This window comes from Mycobacterium sp. IDUB_5 (assembly GCF_055419565.1).
Map to the genome: position 1 here is coordinate 56,864 of NZ_JBVAXX010000002.1, position 18,769 is coordinate 75,632.

17 protein-coding genes are annotated in these 18,769 nt (G+C 68.6%); 4 read left to right on the forward strand and 13 right to left on the reverse strand.

Annotated features, from left to right (window positions below; translation table 11 throughout):
* Positions 1-7: 7 nt before the first annotated feature.
* The 11 genes from ACZY1G_RS05295 to ACZY1G_RS05345 all read right to left on the reverse strand — a co-directional run bounded on the left by ACZY1G_RS05295 (position 8) and on the right by ACZY1G_RS05345 (position 12,885).
* Entirely contained in the window at positions 8-484 is a 477-nt protein-coding gene (locus ACZY1G_RS05295; RefSeq protein WP_463815678.1) for an Rrf2 family transcriptional regulator, read from the reverse strand.
* Between the two features lie 10 nt (positions 485-494).
* Positions 495-1,094, reverse strand: a complete 600-nt coding sequence (locus ACZY1G_RS05300; protein ID WP_463821818.1) for a cysteine hydrolase family protein — start codon at positions 1,092-1,094, stop codon at positions 495-497.
* 9 nt (positions 1,095-1,103) lie between these two features.
* Complete coding sequence (locus ACZY1G_RS05305) at positions 1,104-1,844, reverse strand: 3'(2'),5'-bisphosphate nucleotidase CysQ (RefSeq protein ID WP_463815676.1); 741 nt, start codon at positions 1,842-1,844, stop codon at positions 1,104-1,106.
* Entirely contained in the window at positions 1,841-3,688 is a 1,848-nt protein-coding gene (gene cysN, locus ACZY1G_RS05310) for a sulfate adenylyltransferase subunit CysN (protein ID WP_463815675.1), read from the reverse strand. The genes ACZY1G_RS05305 and cysN overlap by 4 nt, the downstream gene beginning before the upstream one ends.
* A gap of 61 nt (positions 3,689-3,749) precedes the next feature.
* The gene (cysD, locus tag ACZY1G_RS05315; protein ID WP_463821819.1) at positions 3,750-4,679 is read right to left on the reverse strand and encodes a sulfate adenylyltransferase subunit CysD; all 930 of its coding nucleotides are present in this window, start codon (positions 4,677-4,679) and stop codon (positions 3,750-3,752) included.
* Between the two features lie 168 nt (positions 4,680-4,847).
* On the reverse strand, positions 4,848-5,339 hold the full coding sequence (locus ACZY1G_RS05320; RefSeq protein ID WP_463821820.1) for a beta-class carbonic anhydrase: 492 nt from the start codon (positions 5,337-5,339) through the stop codon (positions 4,848-4,850).
* A 121-nt stretch (positions 5,340-5,460) separates the two neighbouring features.
* The gene (locus ACZY1G_RS05325; protein WP_463821821.1) at positions 5,461-7,368 is read right to left on the reverse strand and encodes an ArnT family glycosyltransferase; all 1,908 of its coding nucleotides are present in this window, start codon (positions 7,366-7,368) and stop codon (positions 5,461-5,463) included.
* Complete coding sequence (locus tag ACZY1G_RS05330) at positions 7,365-8,645, reverse strand: bifunctional glycosyltransferase family 2/GtrA family protein (protein WP_463815667.1); 1,281 nt, start codon at positions 8,643-8,645, stop codon at positions 7,365-7,367. The genes ACZY1G_RS05325 and ACZY1G_RS05330 overlap by 4 nt, the downstream gene beginning before the upstream one ends.
* Before the next feature lie 29 nt (positions 8,646-8,674).
* Positions 8,675-10,588: a glycosyltransferase family 39 protein gene (locus ACZY1G_RS05335; protein WP_463821822.1), complete on the reverse strand. Its 1,914-nt coding sequence runs from the start codon at positions 10,586-10,588 to the stop codon at positions 8,675-8,677.
* Between the two features lie 22 nt (positions 10,589-10,610).
* Positions 10,611-12,203 carry a sensor histidine kinase gene (locus ACZY1G_RS05340; RefSeq protein ID WP_463821823.1) on the reverse strand — a complete coding sequence of 531 codons (1,593 nt, stop codon included), beginning with the start codon at positions 12,201-12,203 and terminating at the stop codon, positions 10,611-10,613.
* Positions 12,181-12,885, reverse strand: a complete 705-nt coding sequence (locus tag ACZY1G_RS05345) for a response regulator transcription factor (RefSeq protein WP_335329209.1) — start codon at positions 12,883-12,885, stop codon at positions 12,181-12,183. Before ACZY1G_RS05345 ends, ACZY1G_RS05340 begins: the two co-directional genes overlap by 23 nt.
* Before the next feature lie 147 nt (positions 12,886-13,032).
* Between ACZY1G_RS05345 and ACZY1G_RS05350 the strand changes: the two genes are divergently transcribed.
* The 4 genes from ACZY1G_RS05350 to ACZY1G_RS05365 are packed head-to-tail and all read left to right on the forward strand — an operon-like array spanning position 13,033 to position 17,016.
* Positions 13,033-13,287: a hypothetical protein gene (locus ACZY1G_RS05350; protein ID WP_463815663.1), complete on the forward strand. Its 255-nt coding sequence runs from the start codon at positions 13,033-13,035 to the stop codon at positions 13,285-13,287.
* Positions 13,288-13,322: 35 nt separating this feature from the next.
* Positions 13,323-14,300 (forward strand): ABC transporter permease, encoded by a 978-nt coding sequence (locus ACZY1G_RS05355; RefSeq protein WP_463821824.1) that lies wholly within the window; start codon positions 13,323-13,325, stop codon positions 14,298-14,300.
* Positions 14,297-15,193, forward strand: a complete 897-nt coding sequence (locus ACZY1G_RS05360) for an ABC transporter permease (protein ID WP_463815660.1) — start codon at positions 14,297-14,299, stop codon at positions 15,191-15,193. The genes ACZY1G_RS05355 and ACZY1G_RS05360 overlap by 4 nt, the downstream gene beginning before the upstream one ends.
* A complete protein-coding gene (locus tag ACZY1G_RS05365; protein WP_463821825.1) occupies positions 15,190-17,016 on the forward strand; it encodes a dipeptide ABC transporter ATP-binding protein in 1,827 nt (608 codons plus the stop codon). Before ACZY1G_RS05360 ends, ACZY1G_RS05365 begins: the two co-directional genes overlap by 4 nt.
* 27 nt (positions 17,017-17,043) lie before the next feature.
* Here ACZY1G_RS05365 and ACZY1G_RS05370 read toward each other — a convergent pair whose 3' ends face one another.
* On the reverse strand, positions 17,044-17,358 hold the full coding sequence (locus tag ACZY1G_RS05370; protein WP_463821826.1) for a hypothetical protein: 315 nt from the start codon (positions 17,356-17,358) through the stop codon (positions 17,044-17,046).
* Between the two features lie 152 nt (positions 17,359-17,510).
* Positions 17,511-18,635, reverse strand: a complete 1,125-nt coding sequence (locus ACZY1G_RS05375) for a hypothetical protein (protein ID WP_463821827.1) — start codon at positions 18,633-18,635, stop codon at positions 17,511-17,513.
* Positions 18,636-18,769 lie beyond the last annotated feature (134 nt).

The following is an 18,769-nucleotide window of genomic DNA, read 5'->3' on the forward strand; positions in this document are numbered from 1 at the left end:
CCTCCGGTCAGGTCACGGCGCGCCCGCGCTGCTCTTCCTGCGCGCGGTAGTCGTCGGCCAGGCCACGCACGTGCGCCGGTAGTGCACCGGCGGCCACGTCGGCCAGGCTGGTGGTTTCGAGGACCGAACGCATGCTCGCGCGCAATGCCCGCCACACATCGGTCAGCGCGGCGGTGGGTCCGCTGTAGGGCAGGTCACCGAGCCCGATGTCCCGGACGCTGGCAAGCGGCCCGTCGATGCTGCGCAGTACGTCGGCGATGCTGATTTCGGCGGCGCACCGGGCGAGTTCGTACCCGCCGTCGCGGCCACGGTGACTGCGCACCAACCGGTCGGTGCGCAGATCGGACAGGATGTCGACCAAAAACTGCGAGGGAATGCCTTGCGCCTTGGCCAGATCCTCGGTCTTGACCAGAGTGCCCTCGTCGGCAGTGGCGAGCTCGACCATCGCGCGGATGGCATACTCCGCCTTCGCCGACATCCGCATGCGTGCAGGCCTACCCGGGGATGTCGGCGGCGTCGGGCACGACGACGGCGAACAAGTCGGCGATCCCGGCCAGGCTCGCGGCCTGGATCGCGGCTGCGGACACGGACTCTGATCCGATCCCGGGCAGGGCACGCGTCGCAGTCGCAGTGGCCACGACTGTCGGCGCGTAGCCGAGGTTGAACGCACCGCGCGCCGTCGAATTCACGCACATGTGCGTCATGAACCCGGCCAGCACGAGATTCTGCCTACCCAGTGAGATGAGCCTGTCCTGCAACTCGGTCTGCACGAACGAGTTCGGGTAGTTCTTCACCACAACCGGTTCGGTCTCCAGCGGAGCCACGCGATCGACGAACGCGCCGGTGTGCCCACCGATGTCGTACAGCGAGCCGGGCCCGTCATCGTGCTGGACGTGGATGATCGGGGCACCGGCCGAGCGCGCACGCTCCAGGAGCAACGCTGCCTCGTCGAGAGCGGCCTGCACCCCATCGAGCTCCAAAACCCCTTCGGTGTAGGTGTTCTGGCAGTCGATCAGTACGAGCACCGATTCGCCGAGAGGGGCAGGCTCGAGCGGCAGCCCCGACAGGGCCCGCAGCGTGTTGGGTTCAGCCACGTCAGCAGCCTACCGCCGGGCCGTGACCGCCAGCACCGCATCGGCCAGCTCGGGCCGGCACACGATGAGGTCGGGCAGCTTGGAGTCCCGCTGGTTGTAGATCAGCGGCGAACCGTCGATACGCGAGGTGAACAACCCCGCCGCGCGGGCCACCGCGACCGGCGCGGCCGAGTCCCACTCGTACTGCCCGCCGGCGTGCACGTAGACATCGGAGATGCCCTGCACCACCGACGCGACTTTGGCTCCCGCCGAACCCATTTCGACGAGCGTCCCCTCGAGTGCGTCCTTGACCTCCAGCGCGACGGCCGGCGGTCGGGTGCGCGAGACGACGATCCTCGGCGCCCCGGGCTGCGCCGGTGGCGCGGGCACCGTGGGCGTCGCCAGCGTGACGCCCTGCGCGGGCAACGCGACGGCACCGGCAACGAGTTCACCTGCCTGCCAGAGCGCGACGTGTACCGCCCAGTCGGATCGCCCGGCCTCGGAGAACTCACGCGTGCCGTCGAGCGGATCGACGATCCACACCCGTTCGGCCGAGAGCCGAACCGGGTCGTCGATGCCCTCCTCGGAGAGCACCGCGTCGTCGGGCCGCACAGCAGCCAGCGCCTCCATCAGGAAGTCATGAGAGCGCTTGTCCCCCGCTGCTTTTCGCTCCGCAGCGTCTGCTTCGGCGAACTCGGAGCGCACGTCCAGGAGCAGCGCGCCCGCTTCGGTGGCCAGTCGGGCCGCGACCTGGTGGTCGGATTCGGTCATGGTGTGCACTCCAGCAATTCGATCACCCGGTCGGCCAGTGCGTCGAGGGGTTCGTCCGGTGTCAGCTGCAAGTCGGGGTCCTTCGGTCGCTGGTAGGGGCTGTCGATTCCGGTGAAGTGGGTGATCTCACCGGCGCGGGCCTTCGCGTACAGGCCTTTCGGATCGCGACGTTCGCAGTCCTCGATCGGGGTGTCCATGAACACCTCGAAGAAATCCAGGCCGGCCGCTGTCGTCACCTGCCGTGCCAACGCCCGGTGCTCTTCGAGCGGGCTGATCGCAGGCACGAGCACCACCTGGCCGGAGTCGGCGAGGATGGCTGCGATGTGGGCCAGTCTTCGCTGGTTCTCCGCGCGGTCGGCCATCGAGAATCCGAGATCGGCGTTCAGTCCGTGCCGCAGGTTGTCGCCGTCGAGAACATAAGCGGGTACGCCCTTTTCGAGGAGTTTCTGCTCCACCAGCATCGCCACGGAGGATTTGCCGGAACCCGACAGGCCGGTGAACCAGACCGTGCGACCCTTCGACAGCCGGTCCTCGGATGTGCACAGCGACTGGTGGCGCACGGTGTTGGGGCTCGATGTCCGCGCCGTCACGTACGGCAGGATCATCCCCGCGGCGACCGTGCCGTTGGTGTTGGGGTCGATCAGGATGAACGAGCCCGTCGCCGCGTTGCGGCTGTACTCGTCGAGCAGCAGCGGCACCTGGCTGCGCAACGACACCCGGCCCAGCTCGTTCAACTTCAGCGCGGTCGCCGTCTTGTCGCGGTGCAGCGTGTTGACGTCGAGCCGGTAGTCCAGGGCCGTCACTCGCACGCGCGTGGTGCGTGTCGTGTGCTTGATCAGGTAGTCGCGACCGGGCTCCAGGGAGGCCTCGTCGGCCATCCAGCACACCGTGGCGTCGAACTCCTGGGTCACGCGCGGCTGGTTGTTGGGCCGGGCGATCAGGTCACCGCGGCTGATGTCGATGTCATCGGCCAAACTGACCGACACCGCCATCGGCGGAAACGCTTCCTGCACAGGGCCGCCCGGCCCTTCGATGGCGGTGATGCGGGAGGTCTTGCCGGTCGGCAGCACGACGACCTCGTCACCCGGACGCATGACACCGCTGGCGACCGTGCCCGCATAGCTGCGGTGATCGGCGTGTTCGCGGGTCTGGGGTCGGATGACGTACTGCACGGGGAACCGGACGTCGACCAGGTTGCGGTCACCGGCGATGTAGACGTCCTCGAGGTGGCTCAGCAGCGACGGTCCGTCGTACCACGGCGTGACATCGGACTTGGTGACCACGTTGTCGCCGTTGAGGGCCGACAACGGGATCGTCGTCACGTCCTGGACGTCGAGGCGTGCGGCGAATTCGTAGAACTCGTCGCGGATCTCGTCGAACCGCTCCTGACTCCAGTCGACCAGATCCATCTTGTTGACCGCGAGCACGATGTGCCGAATCCCGAGCAGTGAGGCCAGGAACGCGTGGCGCCGGGACTGCTCGAGCAGCCCGTGCCGGGCGTCGACGAGGACGATCGCCAGCTGCGCGGTCGACGTGCCGGTGACCATGTTGCGCGTGTACTGGATGTGACCCGGAGTGTCGGCGATGATGAATTTCCGCTTGGCCGTGGCGAAGTAGCGGTATGCCACATCGATCGTGATGCCCTGCTCACGCTCGGCGCGCAGGCCGTCGGTCACCAGAGCCAGATCGGTGTAGTCGTTGCCGCGTTCCTTGGAGGTGCGCTCCACCGCGGCGAGCTGATCCTCCATCACAGCCTTGCTGTCGTAGAGCAGCCGGCCGATCAGCGTGGACTTCCCGTCATCGACCGAGCCCGCGGTCGCGATACGAAGCAGTGTGGTCGCCATCAGAATCCTTTGTTCTTCGCGCAAGCTTCAAGATTTCCCGTCGCTTCGCTCGCCGAGGCCATCAGAAATACCCCTCGCGCTTCCGGTCTTCCATCCCCGCCTCTGAAATCCGGTCGTCGGCGCGCGTCGCCCCACGCTCGGTGAGCCGGGATATCGCGGTCTCCGCGATGACCTCGGACACCGTTGCCGCCGTGGACTCCACGCAGCCGGTGCACGTGACGTCGCCGACGGTGCGGAACCGCACCGTCTTCTCGATGATCGGCTCGTCCTTACGCGGCTGCAGGAACTTGTGCACGGCCAGCAGCATGCCGTCGCGCTCGAAGACCTTGCGCTCGTGCGCGTAGTAGATGGACGGCAGCGCGATCTTCTCGGCGCCGATGTAGGACCAGATGTCGAATTCGGTCCAGTTCGACAGCGGGAACGCGCGGATGTGCTCACCCTTGCGGTGCCGACCGTTGTAGATGCTCCACAACTCGGGCCGCTGGTTCTTCGGATCCCACTGGCCGAACTCGTCGCGGAAGCTGAACACCCGCTCCTTGGCGCGTGCCTTCTCCTCGTCGCGGCGCGCACCACCGAACGCGGCGTCGAACTTGTTCTCCCGGATGGCCCGCAGCAGCGTGAACGTCTGCATCGGATTGCGGGACGGGATCGTCTCGACCACGCGGCCGGCGTCGATGTCGTCCTGCACCTTGGCCACCACCAGGCGCACACCCGACTGGGCGACCAGCTCGTCGCGCGCCTGGAGCACCTCGTCGAAGTTGTGGCCGGTGTCGACGTGCATCACCGGGAACGGCAGCCGCCCCGGCGCGAACGCCTTGAGCGCCAGGTGCAACATCACGATCGAGTCCTTGCCGCCGGAGAACAGCAGCACGGGCCGCTCGAATTCGGCGGCCACCTCCCTGATGATGTGGATGGCTTCGGCCTCCAGCGCACGCAGGTGGCTCAGCTCGTAGCGCCCCGCGTTGACCGCGGTGTCTTCGATCGTCGTCATGGCTTCCCTGGAAAGTTGGTAGATTTGACCGGATTTACGATCATCATCGCGCAATTTAGTCGCCGACCGGCGGACGTGTCAACGGTTCAGGCGGGTACCAAGACGCGACCGTGGGCCCTGTGCACGCGAAACGGGCGATACGCGTGCACAAGGCCCACAGTCGAACGGCTACAGCGTGACTTCTGAGAGCCTTCCCGTCGCGACGTCGAAGACGAAGCCGCGCAGCGATTCGTGCTTGGTCACGAACGGACTGGCGTCGATGCGGCGCAACGACTGCCGGACGTCTTCGTCGAGATCGCCGAAGGATTCCGCGGCCCATTCCGGCTTGATGCCGGTCTCCTCCTGGATGTCGCGCTTGAACTCGTCGTCGGTGAACGTCAGCATGCCGCAGTCGGTGTGGTGGATCAGGATGATCTCGCGGGTGCCGAGCAGGCGCTGGCTGATCGCCAAGGATCGGATCTCGTCGTCGGTGACGACGCCGCCGGCGTTGCGGATGACGTGCGCCTCGCCATCGGCAAGACCGAGGATGCGGTACACGTCCAGACGCGCGTCCATGCAGGCGACCACGGCGACGTGCTTGCTGGGTGGCAGGGACAGCGGCCCGGAGAACGACTTCGCGTACTCCTCGTTGTTCTCCAGGTACTCGTCTGTCACGGACATGGCGCGACCGTAGAGATACCGCGCCGCGCCGTCACTGATAAGAATCAGTCAGCGCGCAAAGTGCCGAGTGTGAAGGTGCCGTCACACTGGCGGCCCAGCATGACGGCACCTTCACACTCGATCAGCGGGCCAGGTCGTAGACCGTCGCGCCGCCCACATCACGCGGGGTGAAGTTCTTCGTCACCCACGCGGTGATCTCCGCAGCGGACCCGCTGTCTCGACCGGGGCCGCGGTGCTCGCCGGCGATGAAGTAGCGGACCTGACCGTCGTCGACGTATTGCTCGAACTGCGCCAGCGTCGGCGACGGATCACTGCCCATGAAGCCACCGATCGCCATCACCGAGGTGCCGGTGCTCAACTCCAGACTGCTCGCGGTCATGGAGCCGACAGTGGCTGCGGCCCAACGGTTGTCGGTGGCCTTGACCAGGTTCTGCAGGGCGGTGTTCTCCGATGCCCGCACCGGACCACCCGGCCCGCCGAACCCACCGGGGCCACCCGGACCGCCGAACCCACCGGGCCCGCTGAACCCGGCGTGTGCCGCCGCCGGGCCTGCCATCGCGCCCGGGCCGCTGGCGGGATGGGCGGCCGTCTCGATCGCGTACGCCGCGGGTGCGGCGGCGCCGAGGATCAGTGCGGCGCCGGCCACCGCCGCGGTGAACCGGCCCCACCGCTGCACGCCCGCCACCAGCAGAGCAGCCACCACCAGCAACCCGATGAGCACCACCCAGCGCAGCCACGGCTGCCATCCGTGTGCCCGGCCGAGCAACGCGAACGCCCACACTCCTGTGCCCGCCGACATCACGGCCAGCACCACCCGCGCCACCAGGGACTGCCTGTCCCGCCACAGTTCAGCTGCACTGATTCCCACCAGGGCGGCGACCGCGGGCGCCAACGCCAGCGTGTAGTACGGGTGGATGGTGCCGTCCATGAAGCTGAACACGGCGGCGGTCACCAGCAGCCACCCGCCCCACAGCAGCAGGCTGGCCCGCAGCGGCGCCGTGCGCTCGGCGCGCCGGGTGAACCACACGAGCGCCACCAGGCCGATCAGCGCCGCAGGCAGTAGCCAGGACACCTCGGCCCCGAACGACGGCCCGAACATTCGGCCGATGCCCGGTTTACCGCCGAAGAAGACGTGCGCCTCCCCACCCAAGTCGCCCATGCCACCGTGGTCGAGGCCCCCGCCGGGACCCTCCCCCCGACCGGCGATGCGCTGAATACCGTTGTAGCCCAGCGCAAGCTGAAGCAACGAGTTGTCGGTGGACCCACCGATGTAGGGCCGTGAGTCGGCGGGCCAGAGGCTGACCAGCGCCAGGAACGGACCCGCCGTCGCCACCATCGCGATCCCACCGGCGAGCAACGCGCGGACTCGCGGCCAGAACGCGATCGGCGCAGCGACCAGGAACGCGAGCGCCAGCCCGGGCACCACGAGGAAGGCCTGCAGCATCTTGGTCAGGAACGCCACGCCCAGCACCGCGCCTGCGCCCACGACCCAGCGGGTGCCGCCGGTCTCGATGGCGCGCACCATCAGGTAGGCCGCCACCACGAGCAGCAGCACCAACAGCGCGTCGGGATTGTTGTACCGAAACATCGACGCCGCCACCGGCATGACCGCCAGCGCGGCACCGGCGATCAGACCCGCACCCGGCCCGCTGACCCGGCGCACCGCGGCGTAGAGCACGCCCACCGATGCGACTCCCATCAGTGCCTGCGGCAGCAGCATCGTGAACGGGGTGAAGCCGAACAGCCTGCCGGACAGGGCCATGAACCAGATGGAGACGGGCGGCTTGTCGACGGTGATCGCGTTGCCCGAATCCAGCGAGGCGAACAGCCACGCCTTCCAGCTCTGGGTGCCGGCCTGCGCGGCAGCCGCGTAGAAGTCGTTGGCCCAGCCCGACGAGCCCAGGCCCCAGAGGTAGAGCACCGCGGTGGCGGCGAGCAGAGCCGCCAGCGCGAATCGGGGCCACCTTTTCGCGGGATCGCGCGGCGGTACGGACGTGGTGTCGACGGAGGTGTCAGCGGTCAGCGTCATCGAACGGTTCCTTCGGTGGCGGTGCGACGCGGATGAAACACCCAGCCGCGCAACAGGACGAAGCGGACCACGGTGGCCAGCAGGTTGGCCGCGATCAGCACCGCGAGTTCGACGATGCGGTGCGGGGCCGCGGAGGTGGCATGGAGCAGGCCCAGCGATCCGCTGGTGATGCCCAGCGCGATACCGAACACGATGAGCCCTTCGAGGTGGTGGCGGGCCAGCTTCGACTGACCGCGCACCCCGAAGGTGAAGCGGCGGTTGGCCGCGGTATTGCCGATCGCGGTGAGCAGCAGGGCGGTCAGGTTGGCCAGCTGGGCACCGATCTCGCCCTGCAGCAGCACGAACAGCGCGATGTAGGCCAGTGTGGACGTGACCCCGATCGCCCCGAAGCGCACCACCTGCCGCAGCAGCGACCGCGGCGGCGCCGTCTGCTGGGACGAACTCAGTTGCGCAGCGATCATGTTCACCGGGATCGCGCCGCTGGCGAAGCCGCGCAGCAGCCGGCCGATGCCGCGCAGGTCGGCCGCCGCCGTGGCGATGATGTCGACGCGGCTGTCGGGATCGTCCACCCAGTCGACCGGAACCTCGTGAATGCGCAGTCCGCTGCGTTCGGCGAGGACCAGCAGCTCGGTGTCGAAGAACCAGCCGGTGTCCTCGACGTAGGGCAGCAGTTGGGCCGCGACATCGGCGCGGATCGCCTTGAAACCGCACTGGGCGTCGGAGAATCCGGCCGACAGCGTCGACTTGAGGATGAAGTTGTAGCAGCGGGAGATGATCTCGCGTTTCGGGCCGCGGGTGACGCGCGCGCCACGCGCCAGCCGGGTGCCGATCGCGAGGTCGGAGTGACCGGAGATCAGCGGCGCCACCAGAGGTCCGAGCGCGGCCAGATCGGTCGACAGGTCGACGTCGGTGTAGACGAGAACAGCCGCGTCGGAGGTCGACCACACGTGGTGCAATGCCCGACCGCGCCCCTTCTCCTCCAGACGCACCCAGCGGACGTCGCTCAGCTCGGCCGCCAATTGTGCCGCGATGTGCGGTGTGTCGTCGGTGCTGGCGTTGTCGGCGATCGTGATGCGCGCCGCGAACGGCACCGCATCGTGCAGGTACCGGTGCAGCCGGTGCACCGATTCGGCCAGCACGGACTGTTCGTTGTAGACGGGGACGACGACGTCGAGCACGGGTGCCCCGGTCATGCGAGCGGTGCGCGCCGCATGGGGTCGGCGCTCGACGGGAATTCGGCCACAACGTGTCTCGGCCACGATGTCGGTGTGTGTCATGGGGTCCATGTTCTGTTGTGTATGTGTGCTCATCGTTGGCCCGAGCTATGTGCCGGCTGTGACTCGGTCAGGTCGTAGATGACGGTGCCGTCGACGGTTTGCGCGACGAAGTTCGCGCCCACCCAGTCGCGGATCGCCACCGACTCCTTCGATCCGCTGGCGGGGGCCCGACCCATGGTCATCATCCGGCCCGAGACGAAGTAGTGGATGCGCCCGGCAGCGACGTCGTCGACGAACTGCGCCAGCGTCGGCGACGGGTCGGTGCCGTTGAACCCGCCGATCGCCATCACCGGAGCGCCGATCGCGAGCTGATAGCCCGCGGCGTTGTTGGAGCCGACAACGGCTGCGGCCCAGGTGAAGTGGTCGGCGTCGGCGGCGAGCACCCTGACGAGTTCCGCACGTGGTGTCGGTGAACTCAGCAGACCGCCGCCGGGAAAGCCGGGGAAGCCGCCGCCCGGGAAGCCTCCTGTGCGCGCGGGTCCGACCGACGGGATGGCACCGGTGTGCGGCGTCGCCGCGGTGGCCAGCGTGTAGGCGGCGGGCGCGGCCAGGCAGCACACCACGGCGACCGCCGCGACCGCCCGGCTGACGCGGGCCCCCAACCGCCAGCCGATCAGGATCAGCGCTGCGGCTCCGACGCCCCCGATCACGACCGCGAACCGCAGCCACGGCAGCCACTGCGCTGTACGCGAGAGCAGTTGTGCGGCGAGGGCCACCGTGACCACCGTGGTCGAGGCCAGCGCGCTGGCCGCCCGCGGATCGCGACGGTGTCGCCACAGCAGGGGCGCGCCGATGCCGATGGTCGCGGCGATCGCCGGCGCCAACGCCACGGTGTAGTACGGATGCACGATGCCGTTCATGTAGCTGAACACCACAGCGGTGACCGCGAGCCAGCCGCCCCACAGCACCAGCGCGGCCCGGGTCGCATCGGTGCGGGGCGCCCGGCGGGTCAGCACCAACCCGGCGACGGCGCAGACGAGCGCGGCGGGCAGGAGCCAGCCGATGCCGGCGCCCATCGAATACCCGAACAGCCGACCCCAGCCGACATCGTGGTTGAGGTTGCCCAGCCCGCCGGGCTCGTCGCCGGTGAGCCGTCCGAAACCGTTGTAGCCCAGCGTCAATTCGAGGATGCTGTTGTGTTGCGAGCCCCCGATGTAGGGCCGCGCATCAGCGGGCCACAGCTCGGCGAGCGCAAGGTACCAGCCGGCCGACACCACGAGAGCACCCGCGGCGAGCCCGAGGTCCAGCGTCCGCCGTCGCAGCGTCGACGGCCCGGCCATCAGGTAGGCCGCGGCGAACGCGGGCAGCACCAGCAGCGCCTGCAGCATCTTGGCGAGGAACCCGAATCCCACAGCAACGCCCGCCGCGATCAGCCACCATCGGCTGGCGTCCTTCTCGCAGGCGCGCTGGGTGCAATAGGCGGCGAGCACCAGCATCAGCACCAGCAGTGCGTCCGGGTTGTTGAACCGGAACATCAGCGCAGCCACGGGTGTGAGCGCAAGGATCCAGCCGGCCAGCAGGGCGGCACTGGGACCGGCGGCACGGCGCACCGACGCGTAGAGCACGCCGACGGCGGCCACTCCCATGAGCGCCTGGGGCACCAGCATGCTCCACGGCGAGAATCCGAACGCCCGCGCCGAGAGGTCCATGATCCACAGCGCGGCCGGTGTCTTGTCGACGGTGATCGCGTTGGCGGCGTCGCTGGAGCCGAACAGCATCGCGGTCGCGTTGCTCGAGCCGGCCTGGACCGCCGCGGCGTAGAAGGAGTTGGCCCACCCCGAGGCACCGAGGTTCCACAGATACAGCACGGCCGTGCTGAGAAGGAGCGTCACCAGCCCCGGCGAGCAGACGCGAAGTCGCGCCAACACGCCGCGAAAAGGCCCAGTTCGCGTCTGCTCGCCGGGGTTGGGCGCAGCCTCGGGCCCCGACGTCAGCACGGTCACCGTTCGATCATCGGCGGCCCTGCTAGGTGCCCGATTGGCCTCCGCTGTGCTTTGGCTGTGAATTCACAGGAAGGCTCACCTCGAATTCGGTGCGCCCGGGCACGCTGCGCACCACGATAGTCCCGTCGTGAGCCCGCACCACCGCGGCCACGATCGCGAGCCCGAGACCGGTGCTGCCCCCGCGGCGGGAGCGCGACGAATCGCCGCGCGCGAAGCGTTCGAACACCTCCGGCTGCAGCGACGCCGGGATGCCGGGACCGTCGTCGACAACGGTCAGCACCACATTCTTCCCGGGGTCGTCGCCGGCCGCCGCCAACGACGTCGTCACCGTGGTGCCCGGCGGTGTGTGGATGCGCGCGTTGGCCAGCAGGTTGGCCATCACCTGGTGCAGCCGCGCCTCGTCGCCCGGCACGGCGACCGGTTCGTCGGGCAGGTCGAGCTCCCACTCGTGGTCGGGCCCGGCGACGTGGGCGTCGCTGACCGCGTCGACGACGAGCCGGGTCAGGTCGACGGGTTCGCGCTCCAGCGGGCGGCCCGCGTCCAGCCGGGCCAGCAGCAGCATGTCCTCCACCAGCCGCGTCATGCGTTCGGTCTCGGATTCCACGCGGTTCATCGCGTGGGCGACGTCGTCGGGTAGCTCGGCATGCCGGCGCTGCGCGAGCTCGGTGTAGCCGCGGATCGCGGCGAGTGGGGTGCGCAGTTCGTGGCTCGCGTCGGCGACGAACTGGCGGATCCGGGTCTCGCTGTCATGCCGCGCCGAGAGTGCTCCCGCGATGCGGTCCAACATGCGGTTCAGCGCCGACCCGAGCTGCCCGACCTCGGTGTGGGCGGCGGCCGGGTCGACCACCACGATCGGTGTCGGCAGGTTCACCTCGCCGCGGTCGAGCTCGAGGTCGGCCACGTCGCGCGCCGCCGACGCCACCCGGGACAGTGGCGCGAGTTGCCGTCGGACTATCGCGATGCCGGCGAAGGCGGCAGCGATCAGGGCGAGCACGGCGGCGACGCAGAACATGCCGAGCACCCACAGCAGGGTGTCGTCGACGACCGACAGCGGCAGCCCGGTGACGATCGTCTGGGACCCGCCGCGGCGGTCGTGCAGCCCGATGACGCGGTAGCGACCCAGCCCGTCGAGGGTGACCGTCCGTGGGACGCGGTCGGGCGGCACCGCGGCCAGCTGCTCGGTGGCGGCCTCGCTGATCGTCGTGCGGCCGCCGTCGGCGGTGATCACGCCGGCGTCGGTGCCCCGTCCCGGCGTGACCACGGCGCCGACCGTGCGGGTGGCCTGGCCGGGGGCGTTGAGGAACCCCGGACCGGGACCGACCTCCGGGTCGAACCGCTTTCGGTCCTCCCAGCCAGGGGTGCCCGGCGCGAACACCGGCGGCGGCAGGTCGAAGATCGCCGCCGACCGCCGGCCGGCCTCGACCAGTTGCTCGTCGAGCTGGTGGGACAGGAAGCGCTGCAGCGCGAACTCGGTGGCGACGCCGATGCCGGCGATGACGACGGCCAGCAGGACCATCTGGGTGACGATCAACCGCACCCGCAGCGACCACGTCCGGGGCGAGAAGACGCGGCCCCGCGTGGCCTGCTTCCCGTCAGCGTGCGGGCTTGAGGACATACCCGGCGCCGCGCAGCGTGTGGATCATCGGCTCCCGGCCACTGTCGATCTTCTTGCGCAGATACGAGACGTACAGCTCGACGATGTTGGACCGTCCACCGAAGTCGTAGCTCCACACCCGGTCCAGGATCTGCGCCTTGCTCAGCACCCGCTTGGCGTTGCGCATCATGAACCGCAGCAACTCGAACTCGGTCGCGGTCAGCGTGATCGGTTCCCCTGCGCGCGTGACCTCGTGGCTGTCCTCGTCGAGCACCAGGTCCCCGACCACGATCGTCGCGCCGGCGGCCTCAGTGCTCACCCCGGTGCGGCGCAGCAGCGCGCGCAACCTCAGCACGACCTCTTCGATGCTGAACGGTTTGGTGACGTAGTCGTCGCCGCCTGCGGTCAGCCCGGCGATGCGGTCCTCCACCGAATCCTTGGCGGTGAGCAGCAGCAGCGGCAGGCCGGGGATCTGCTCGCGCAGGCGGTGCAGGACGTCCAGACCACTCATGTCGGGCAGCATCACGTCGAGCACGACCACGTCGGGCGGGTTGTCGCGCGCCGTCGCGATCGCGGTGGCACCGTCGCCGGCGGTCGAGATCTCCCACCCCTCGTACCGCAGCGCCATCGACACCAGCTCGGCCAGCACCGGTTCGTCGTCGACGACGAGCACGTGCACCGGGCTTCCGTCGGCGCGGCGCATCACCACCCGTGCGTCGGTATCGCTGGTCGAAGGGGCCACGAGCCCCATTATGGGCGCCGGTCGTGGGCCCCGGCTGTGCCGAAGCTATGCGCCCGCTGTGAAGCGGGCGCACAGCCGGCGCTCATGTGCGTGAGTCATCCTGGCGTCATGACTGACTCTTCGGCTGGTCTCGAGAAAGCCGCTTTCGATGACGGGGTCTGGACCCAGCCTCCGGAGCCACGCCGCTGGGGAGCCCGCCACATCGCGGCCGCGGTGGCGATCGCGGTGGTGATCGGCGGGTTGGGCGGCGCGGCAATCCATGCCGCGAGGGGCAACGCACCCCATTTCGGTCCGTTCATGAGTGACATGTCGCATGACGCCGCGCCGGAGGGCCGCCACGTGGGAGGACCCGCGATCTCATAACCTGTGCGCATGCAGCGCCGAGGCGGTCCCGCCGGATGACCCGCTTCCTGGCGCGGCGGCTGCTCAACTACCTGGTCCTGCTCGCCCTGGCCTCGTTCCTGGCGTTCACGCTGACCTCCCTGACGTTCCATCCGCTGGACAGTTTGCTGGAGCGCAGTCCACGCCCGCCGCAGGCGGTGATCGACGCCAAGGCGGCCGAGCTGGGCCTCGATCAACCGATCCCGCTCCGGTATGCGCACTGGGTGTCGGCGGCGGTGCGCGGCGATTTCGGCACGACGGTGACGGGCCAGCCGGTGACCGACGAGCTGTGGCGCCGCGTCGGGGTGAGCCTGCGGCTGGTAATCATCGGTTCGGTGCTCGGCACGATCATCGGCGTCGTGGTGGGCGCCTGGGGCGCGGTCCGGCAGTACCGGCTGTCCGACCGCGTGATCACCGTGGTGTCCCTGCTGATCATCAGCGCCCCCACGTTCGTGATCGCCAACCTGCTGATCCTCGCTGCGCTGAAGGTCAACTCGGTGCTCGGCGTGCAACTGTTCGAATACACCGGGGAGACGTCGACCGACGCGGTCGGCGGCGGCTGGAACCAGTTCGTGGACCGGCTGCAGCATCTGGTGTTGCCGACCGCGACGCTGGCGCTCGGCTCGATCGCGGGTTTCAGCCGCTACCAACGCAATGCGATGCTCGACGTGCTGGGTCAGGACTTCATCCGGACCGCAAGGGCCAAGGGGCTGACGCGGCGCCAGGCGTTGTTCCGGCACGGCTTGCGCACCGCGCTGATCCCGATGGCGACGCTGTTCGCCTACGGCATCAGCGGTCTGGTGACGGGCGCGGTGTTCGTCGAGAAGATCTTCGGCTGGCACGGCATGGGTGAATGGTTCGTGCAGGGCATCGCCGCCCAGGACACCAACATCGTGGTCGCGTTCACCGTGTTCTCCGGGACGACGATCCTGCTGGGTGGCCTACTGTCCGACGTCCTCTACGCCGCCCTCGACCCGCGGGTGCGTGCCTCGTGACCGTTCAGGATTCGAGCCAGCACTTCGTGTCGCGACGAGCGCTGGTGTGGCGCCGGTTCCGCCGCAACCGGCCCGCGATGGTGTCGGTCGTGGTGCTGGTGCTGCTGTTCGTGAGCTGCTGGGCGCTGCCGCCGCTACTGCCGTACTCGTACACCGACCTGGACTACTACGCGTTGCAGCAGCCGCCATCGCCACAGCACTGGTTCGGCACCAACGCGCTCGGCCAGGACCTCCTGGCACAGACGCTGCGCGGCATGCAGAAGTCGATGGTGATCGGCGTCTGCGTGGCGGTCATCTCGACGCTCGTGGCCGCCACGGTCGGCGCGGTCGCCGGATATTTCGGTGGCTGGCGCGACACCGCGCTGATGTGGTTCGTCGACCTACTGCTCGTGGTTCCGGGGTTCATCCTGATCGCGATCGTCACCCCCAGTACTCGGGGCGCGGGCACGGTGGTGTGGCTGATCGTGCTGCTCGCCGCGTTCAGCTGGATGATCAGCTCCCGCATGGTGCGTGGGCTGACGATGAGCCTGCGCGATCGCGAATTCGTCGCCGCCGCACGCTATATGGGAGTCAGCAACACCCGGATCATCGCCCGGCACATCGTGCCCAACGTGGCGTCGATCCTGATCATCGACACCACGCTCAACGTCGGCGTCGCAATCCTCGCCGAGACCGGCTTGAGCTTCCTCGGCTTCGGAGTGCAGCCCCCCGACGTGTCCCTGGGGACGCTGATCGCCGCAGGCACCGGGTCGGTGACGACGTTCCCGTGGGTGTTCCTGTTCCCCGCCGGGGTGTTGGTGACGATCGTGTTGTGCGCCAACCTGATCGGCGACGGTTTACGCGACGCGCTCGACCCCGGGGTGCGTCCGGCCCGTTCGAGGGCGCGCCGATGACGCTACTGCAGGTGCGTGGTCTGACCGTCACGTTCCCCACCGACACCGAACGGGTGGCCGCGGTCCGCGGGCTGGACTACGACGTCGCCTCCGGTGAGGTCGTCGCGCTGGTCGGCGAGTCGGGGGCGGGCAAGTCGGCGGGCGCGATGGCGGTGGTCGGTCTTCTCCCCGAGTACGCCGAGGTGTCCGGCTCGGTGCGGCTGCACGGCACCGAGTTGTTGACGGCCTCCGACGCCGAGATGTCGCGGGTGCGCGGCGCTAAGATCGGCACCGTTTTCCAGGACCCGATGTCATCGCTGACGCCCGTCTACACCGTCGGCGACCAGATCGCCGAGGCGATCCGCATCCATCGCCGCGATGTCAGCCGCCAGGCCGCCCGCGCCCGCGCCGTCGAACTCCTGGAACTGGTCGGGATCGCCCGACCCGCCGAGCGCGCGGCGGCGTTCCCCCACGAACTCTCGGGCGGGGAACGCCAGCGCGTGGTGATCGCCATCGCGATCGCCAACGACCCCGACCTCCTCATCTGCGACGAGCCGACGACCGCGCTCGACGTGACGGTCCAGGCGCAGATCCTCGACGTGCTGCGCACCGCGCGCGACGTCACCGGCGCGGGCGTGCTGATCATCACCCACGACCTCGGGGTCGTCGCCGAGTTCGCCGACCGAGCACTGGTCATGTACGCAGGCCGCGCCGTCGAGACCGCGCCGGTCACCGACCTGTACACCCGGCGCCGAATGCCCTACACCGCAGGTCTTTTGGGGTCCGTACCACGACTGGACGCCACCCAGGGCGCGCGATTGGTGCCGATCCCGGGCGCTCCCCCGTCGCTGTCCGCGCTCCCCGACGGATGCCCGTTCTCGCCGCGCTGCCCCCTCGCCGTGGCGGAGTGCAGCAACGCCGAGCCGGAGTTGACGGCGGTCGGGCCGGATCACCGGGTCGCGTGCATTCGCAATGAGGAGGTCGCCGGCCGCAGCGCAGCCGACATCTACGGCGTCAGCACCGAGCCCGCGCGACCCGCGACCGACGTCGAGACGCCCGTGGTCGTCTCCGTGCGTGATCTGGTCAAGACGTTCCCGCTGACCAAAGGTGTGGTGCTGCGGCGCCGGGTCGGCGAGGTCCGCGCCGTCGACGGCGTCGATCTCACGGTACGGCAGGGCCGCACGCTGGGCATCGTCGGTGAGTCCGGCTCCGGCAAATCGACCACGCTGCACCAGATCCTGGGACTGACCGCGCCGCAGCAGGGCAGCATCGAGGTGCTCGGCACCGACGTCGCCACCCTCGACCGCCGAGCACGCCGAGCGTTGCGGGGCGACCTGCAGGTGGTGTTCCAGGACCCCGTCGCCTCGCTGGATCCGCGGCTGCCGGTGTCCGATGTCCTCGCAGAACCGTTGCAGGCCAACGGTTCCGACAAGAAGCACATCACCGACCGGGTGGCCGAGCTGCTGACGCTGGTGGGCTTGCGACGCGAGGACGCCGCCCGCTATCCGGCCGAGTTCTCCGGCGGACAGAAGCAGCGCATCGGTATCGCCCGCGCGCTGGCGCTCCAACCGAAGATCCTGGCGCTCGACGAGCCCGTCTCAGCGCTCGACGTGTCGATCCAGGCCGGCATCATCAACCTGCTGCTCGACCTGCAGGACCGCTTCGGGCTGGCGTACCTGTTCGTCTCGCACGATCTGTCGGTGGTCAAACACCTGGCCCACGATGTCGCGGTGATGCACCGGGGCCGGATCGTCGAGCAGGGCACCAGCGCCGAGGTGTTCGGAAACCCCCGCGACGAGTACACGCGGCGGTTGCTGGCCGCGGTTCCGCGGCCGCCCGGTTAGCCGAGAACGCCGACGGCTCGGCAATGCTCACAGATTCGTCAAGCCCACCAGCACGTTCGGCTGGCCGGGGTACACCAAGGTGAGGACGAGCGTGGAGTTGTTCAACGTTGCCGACGTTCCGTCCGGGCGCTGGCTCACCCATACGTCACCTTGGCGCTGCAGATCCCAACCGGGACCCGAAGTCGCCAGGTGGAGACAATCAGTGCCGCAGGGAGCCAGGTTCCACGTCGTGGTGCTGCCTGGGCGCTTCCCCGAGGCTCCGGGATCGAGCATCGTCGCGGTGTAGTTTCCGGGCACGGGATCGGCAGCGGCCGGCGCCGCCAGTGCGATTACCGCGCTCACGCCAACACAGGCAGATCCGATTGCAACGATCAGTTTCATGAAATTCTCCTCTTCGGTGTGCGCCTCTGATGCGAAAACATCTCGGGCAGAATTGCGATGGCGTCGGCCTGGTCGGAGTGACGGCAGTTCGCGGGAATGCGTGCGTCATTCACTCAGTCGAGAAGACCGTCGAAGAATGAGGTCACCTTGTCGCCGACCTGGGCTCCGATGGCGCCACCGATACCGGGTATAGGAATCAGGAGACTCGTGAAATTGCCTGCCAGGTCGCCTAATTCGTCGCTCACATCCGCCGGATCATGTCTGATGATCGCGCCGAAGAGTTGGAACGTGTCGACGCCGATCGCGAGGACGTTCGTCAACTCGCCGACAACAGGGATTTCGCCGATGAGTGCCGTCGCGATCTCGAAGTTCTCCTCCCAGGGCGGATTGCGATCGCCGCCGCCGCCGTTCCCACCGCCGTCACCGTCACCGTCACCGCCGTCACCGTCACCGCCGTCACCGTCACCGTCACCATCACCATCGCCGTCACCGTCACCGTCACCATCACCGTCGTCCTTCACCGTCGGGGTCGGTTTGGGAAGAATGCCGGGTAGGTCCGTGACCACATTGGGGACCTCGGTCTTCTTGTAGAGGAAGACAAGGCTCAAGTAGTTGAGATGCGTTGTCTGGTCGTCCTCGACGAGATAGCTTTCGTCGCCGAGTACGAGCTTCTTGGCAGCGACCGCGTGGTAGGCGTCGAATATCGGCACGCCCGCCTCTAGATCGGCGGGGTCAGCGGCAAAGGCGACGATGTAGTACGAGTACTTCGCCAGTTCGACGGCCCCGACGTCTCCGAGCGCCGAACGCGGATCCGGAGCTTGTGTCAATCTCCACGCGTACGGAAGACCCAGGGAATCAACGCGAATGGGTGTCCATTCGCCTTCGCCGGCCTCGACATCGACAGCTGGCTGGAAGAAGTCGTAAGAGGCCGCGCCGAACAGCACCTGGTTGATCGAGGGCCCGGACGGAGCTACCGCAAGAGCCGAACTCGCCGATGCCGCTTGCCGATTCTTCGCCTCGCGGGCCGCCTTGATATTTTCGAACATCCCGCCGAACGGTCGGATCGACGCGAATGGCTCTGTCGGCGAGGCGTCTTCGGGTGCCGCCGGGGAGACGTTATCCGGACGCGATCGGTCTGCGCCCACGACGACGCGATGACGCAGCGGCGCGAATGGTCCGCTGCGCGCCGGCATGGGCGATTCGGAGGCGCCGCCGTCCTTGGCGCCGTCGAAGCTCACCCCTGGAGATGCCTCGTCGGGCACGGTCGTACGGACGAAACGGGTCTGCCGGTGCCGGGGTGTTTCTCGTTGAGCGGAACCAACCGACAGTTTCTCCTGTGAGCCCGGGCGATCAGCGTGAACGCGGACGATCT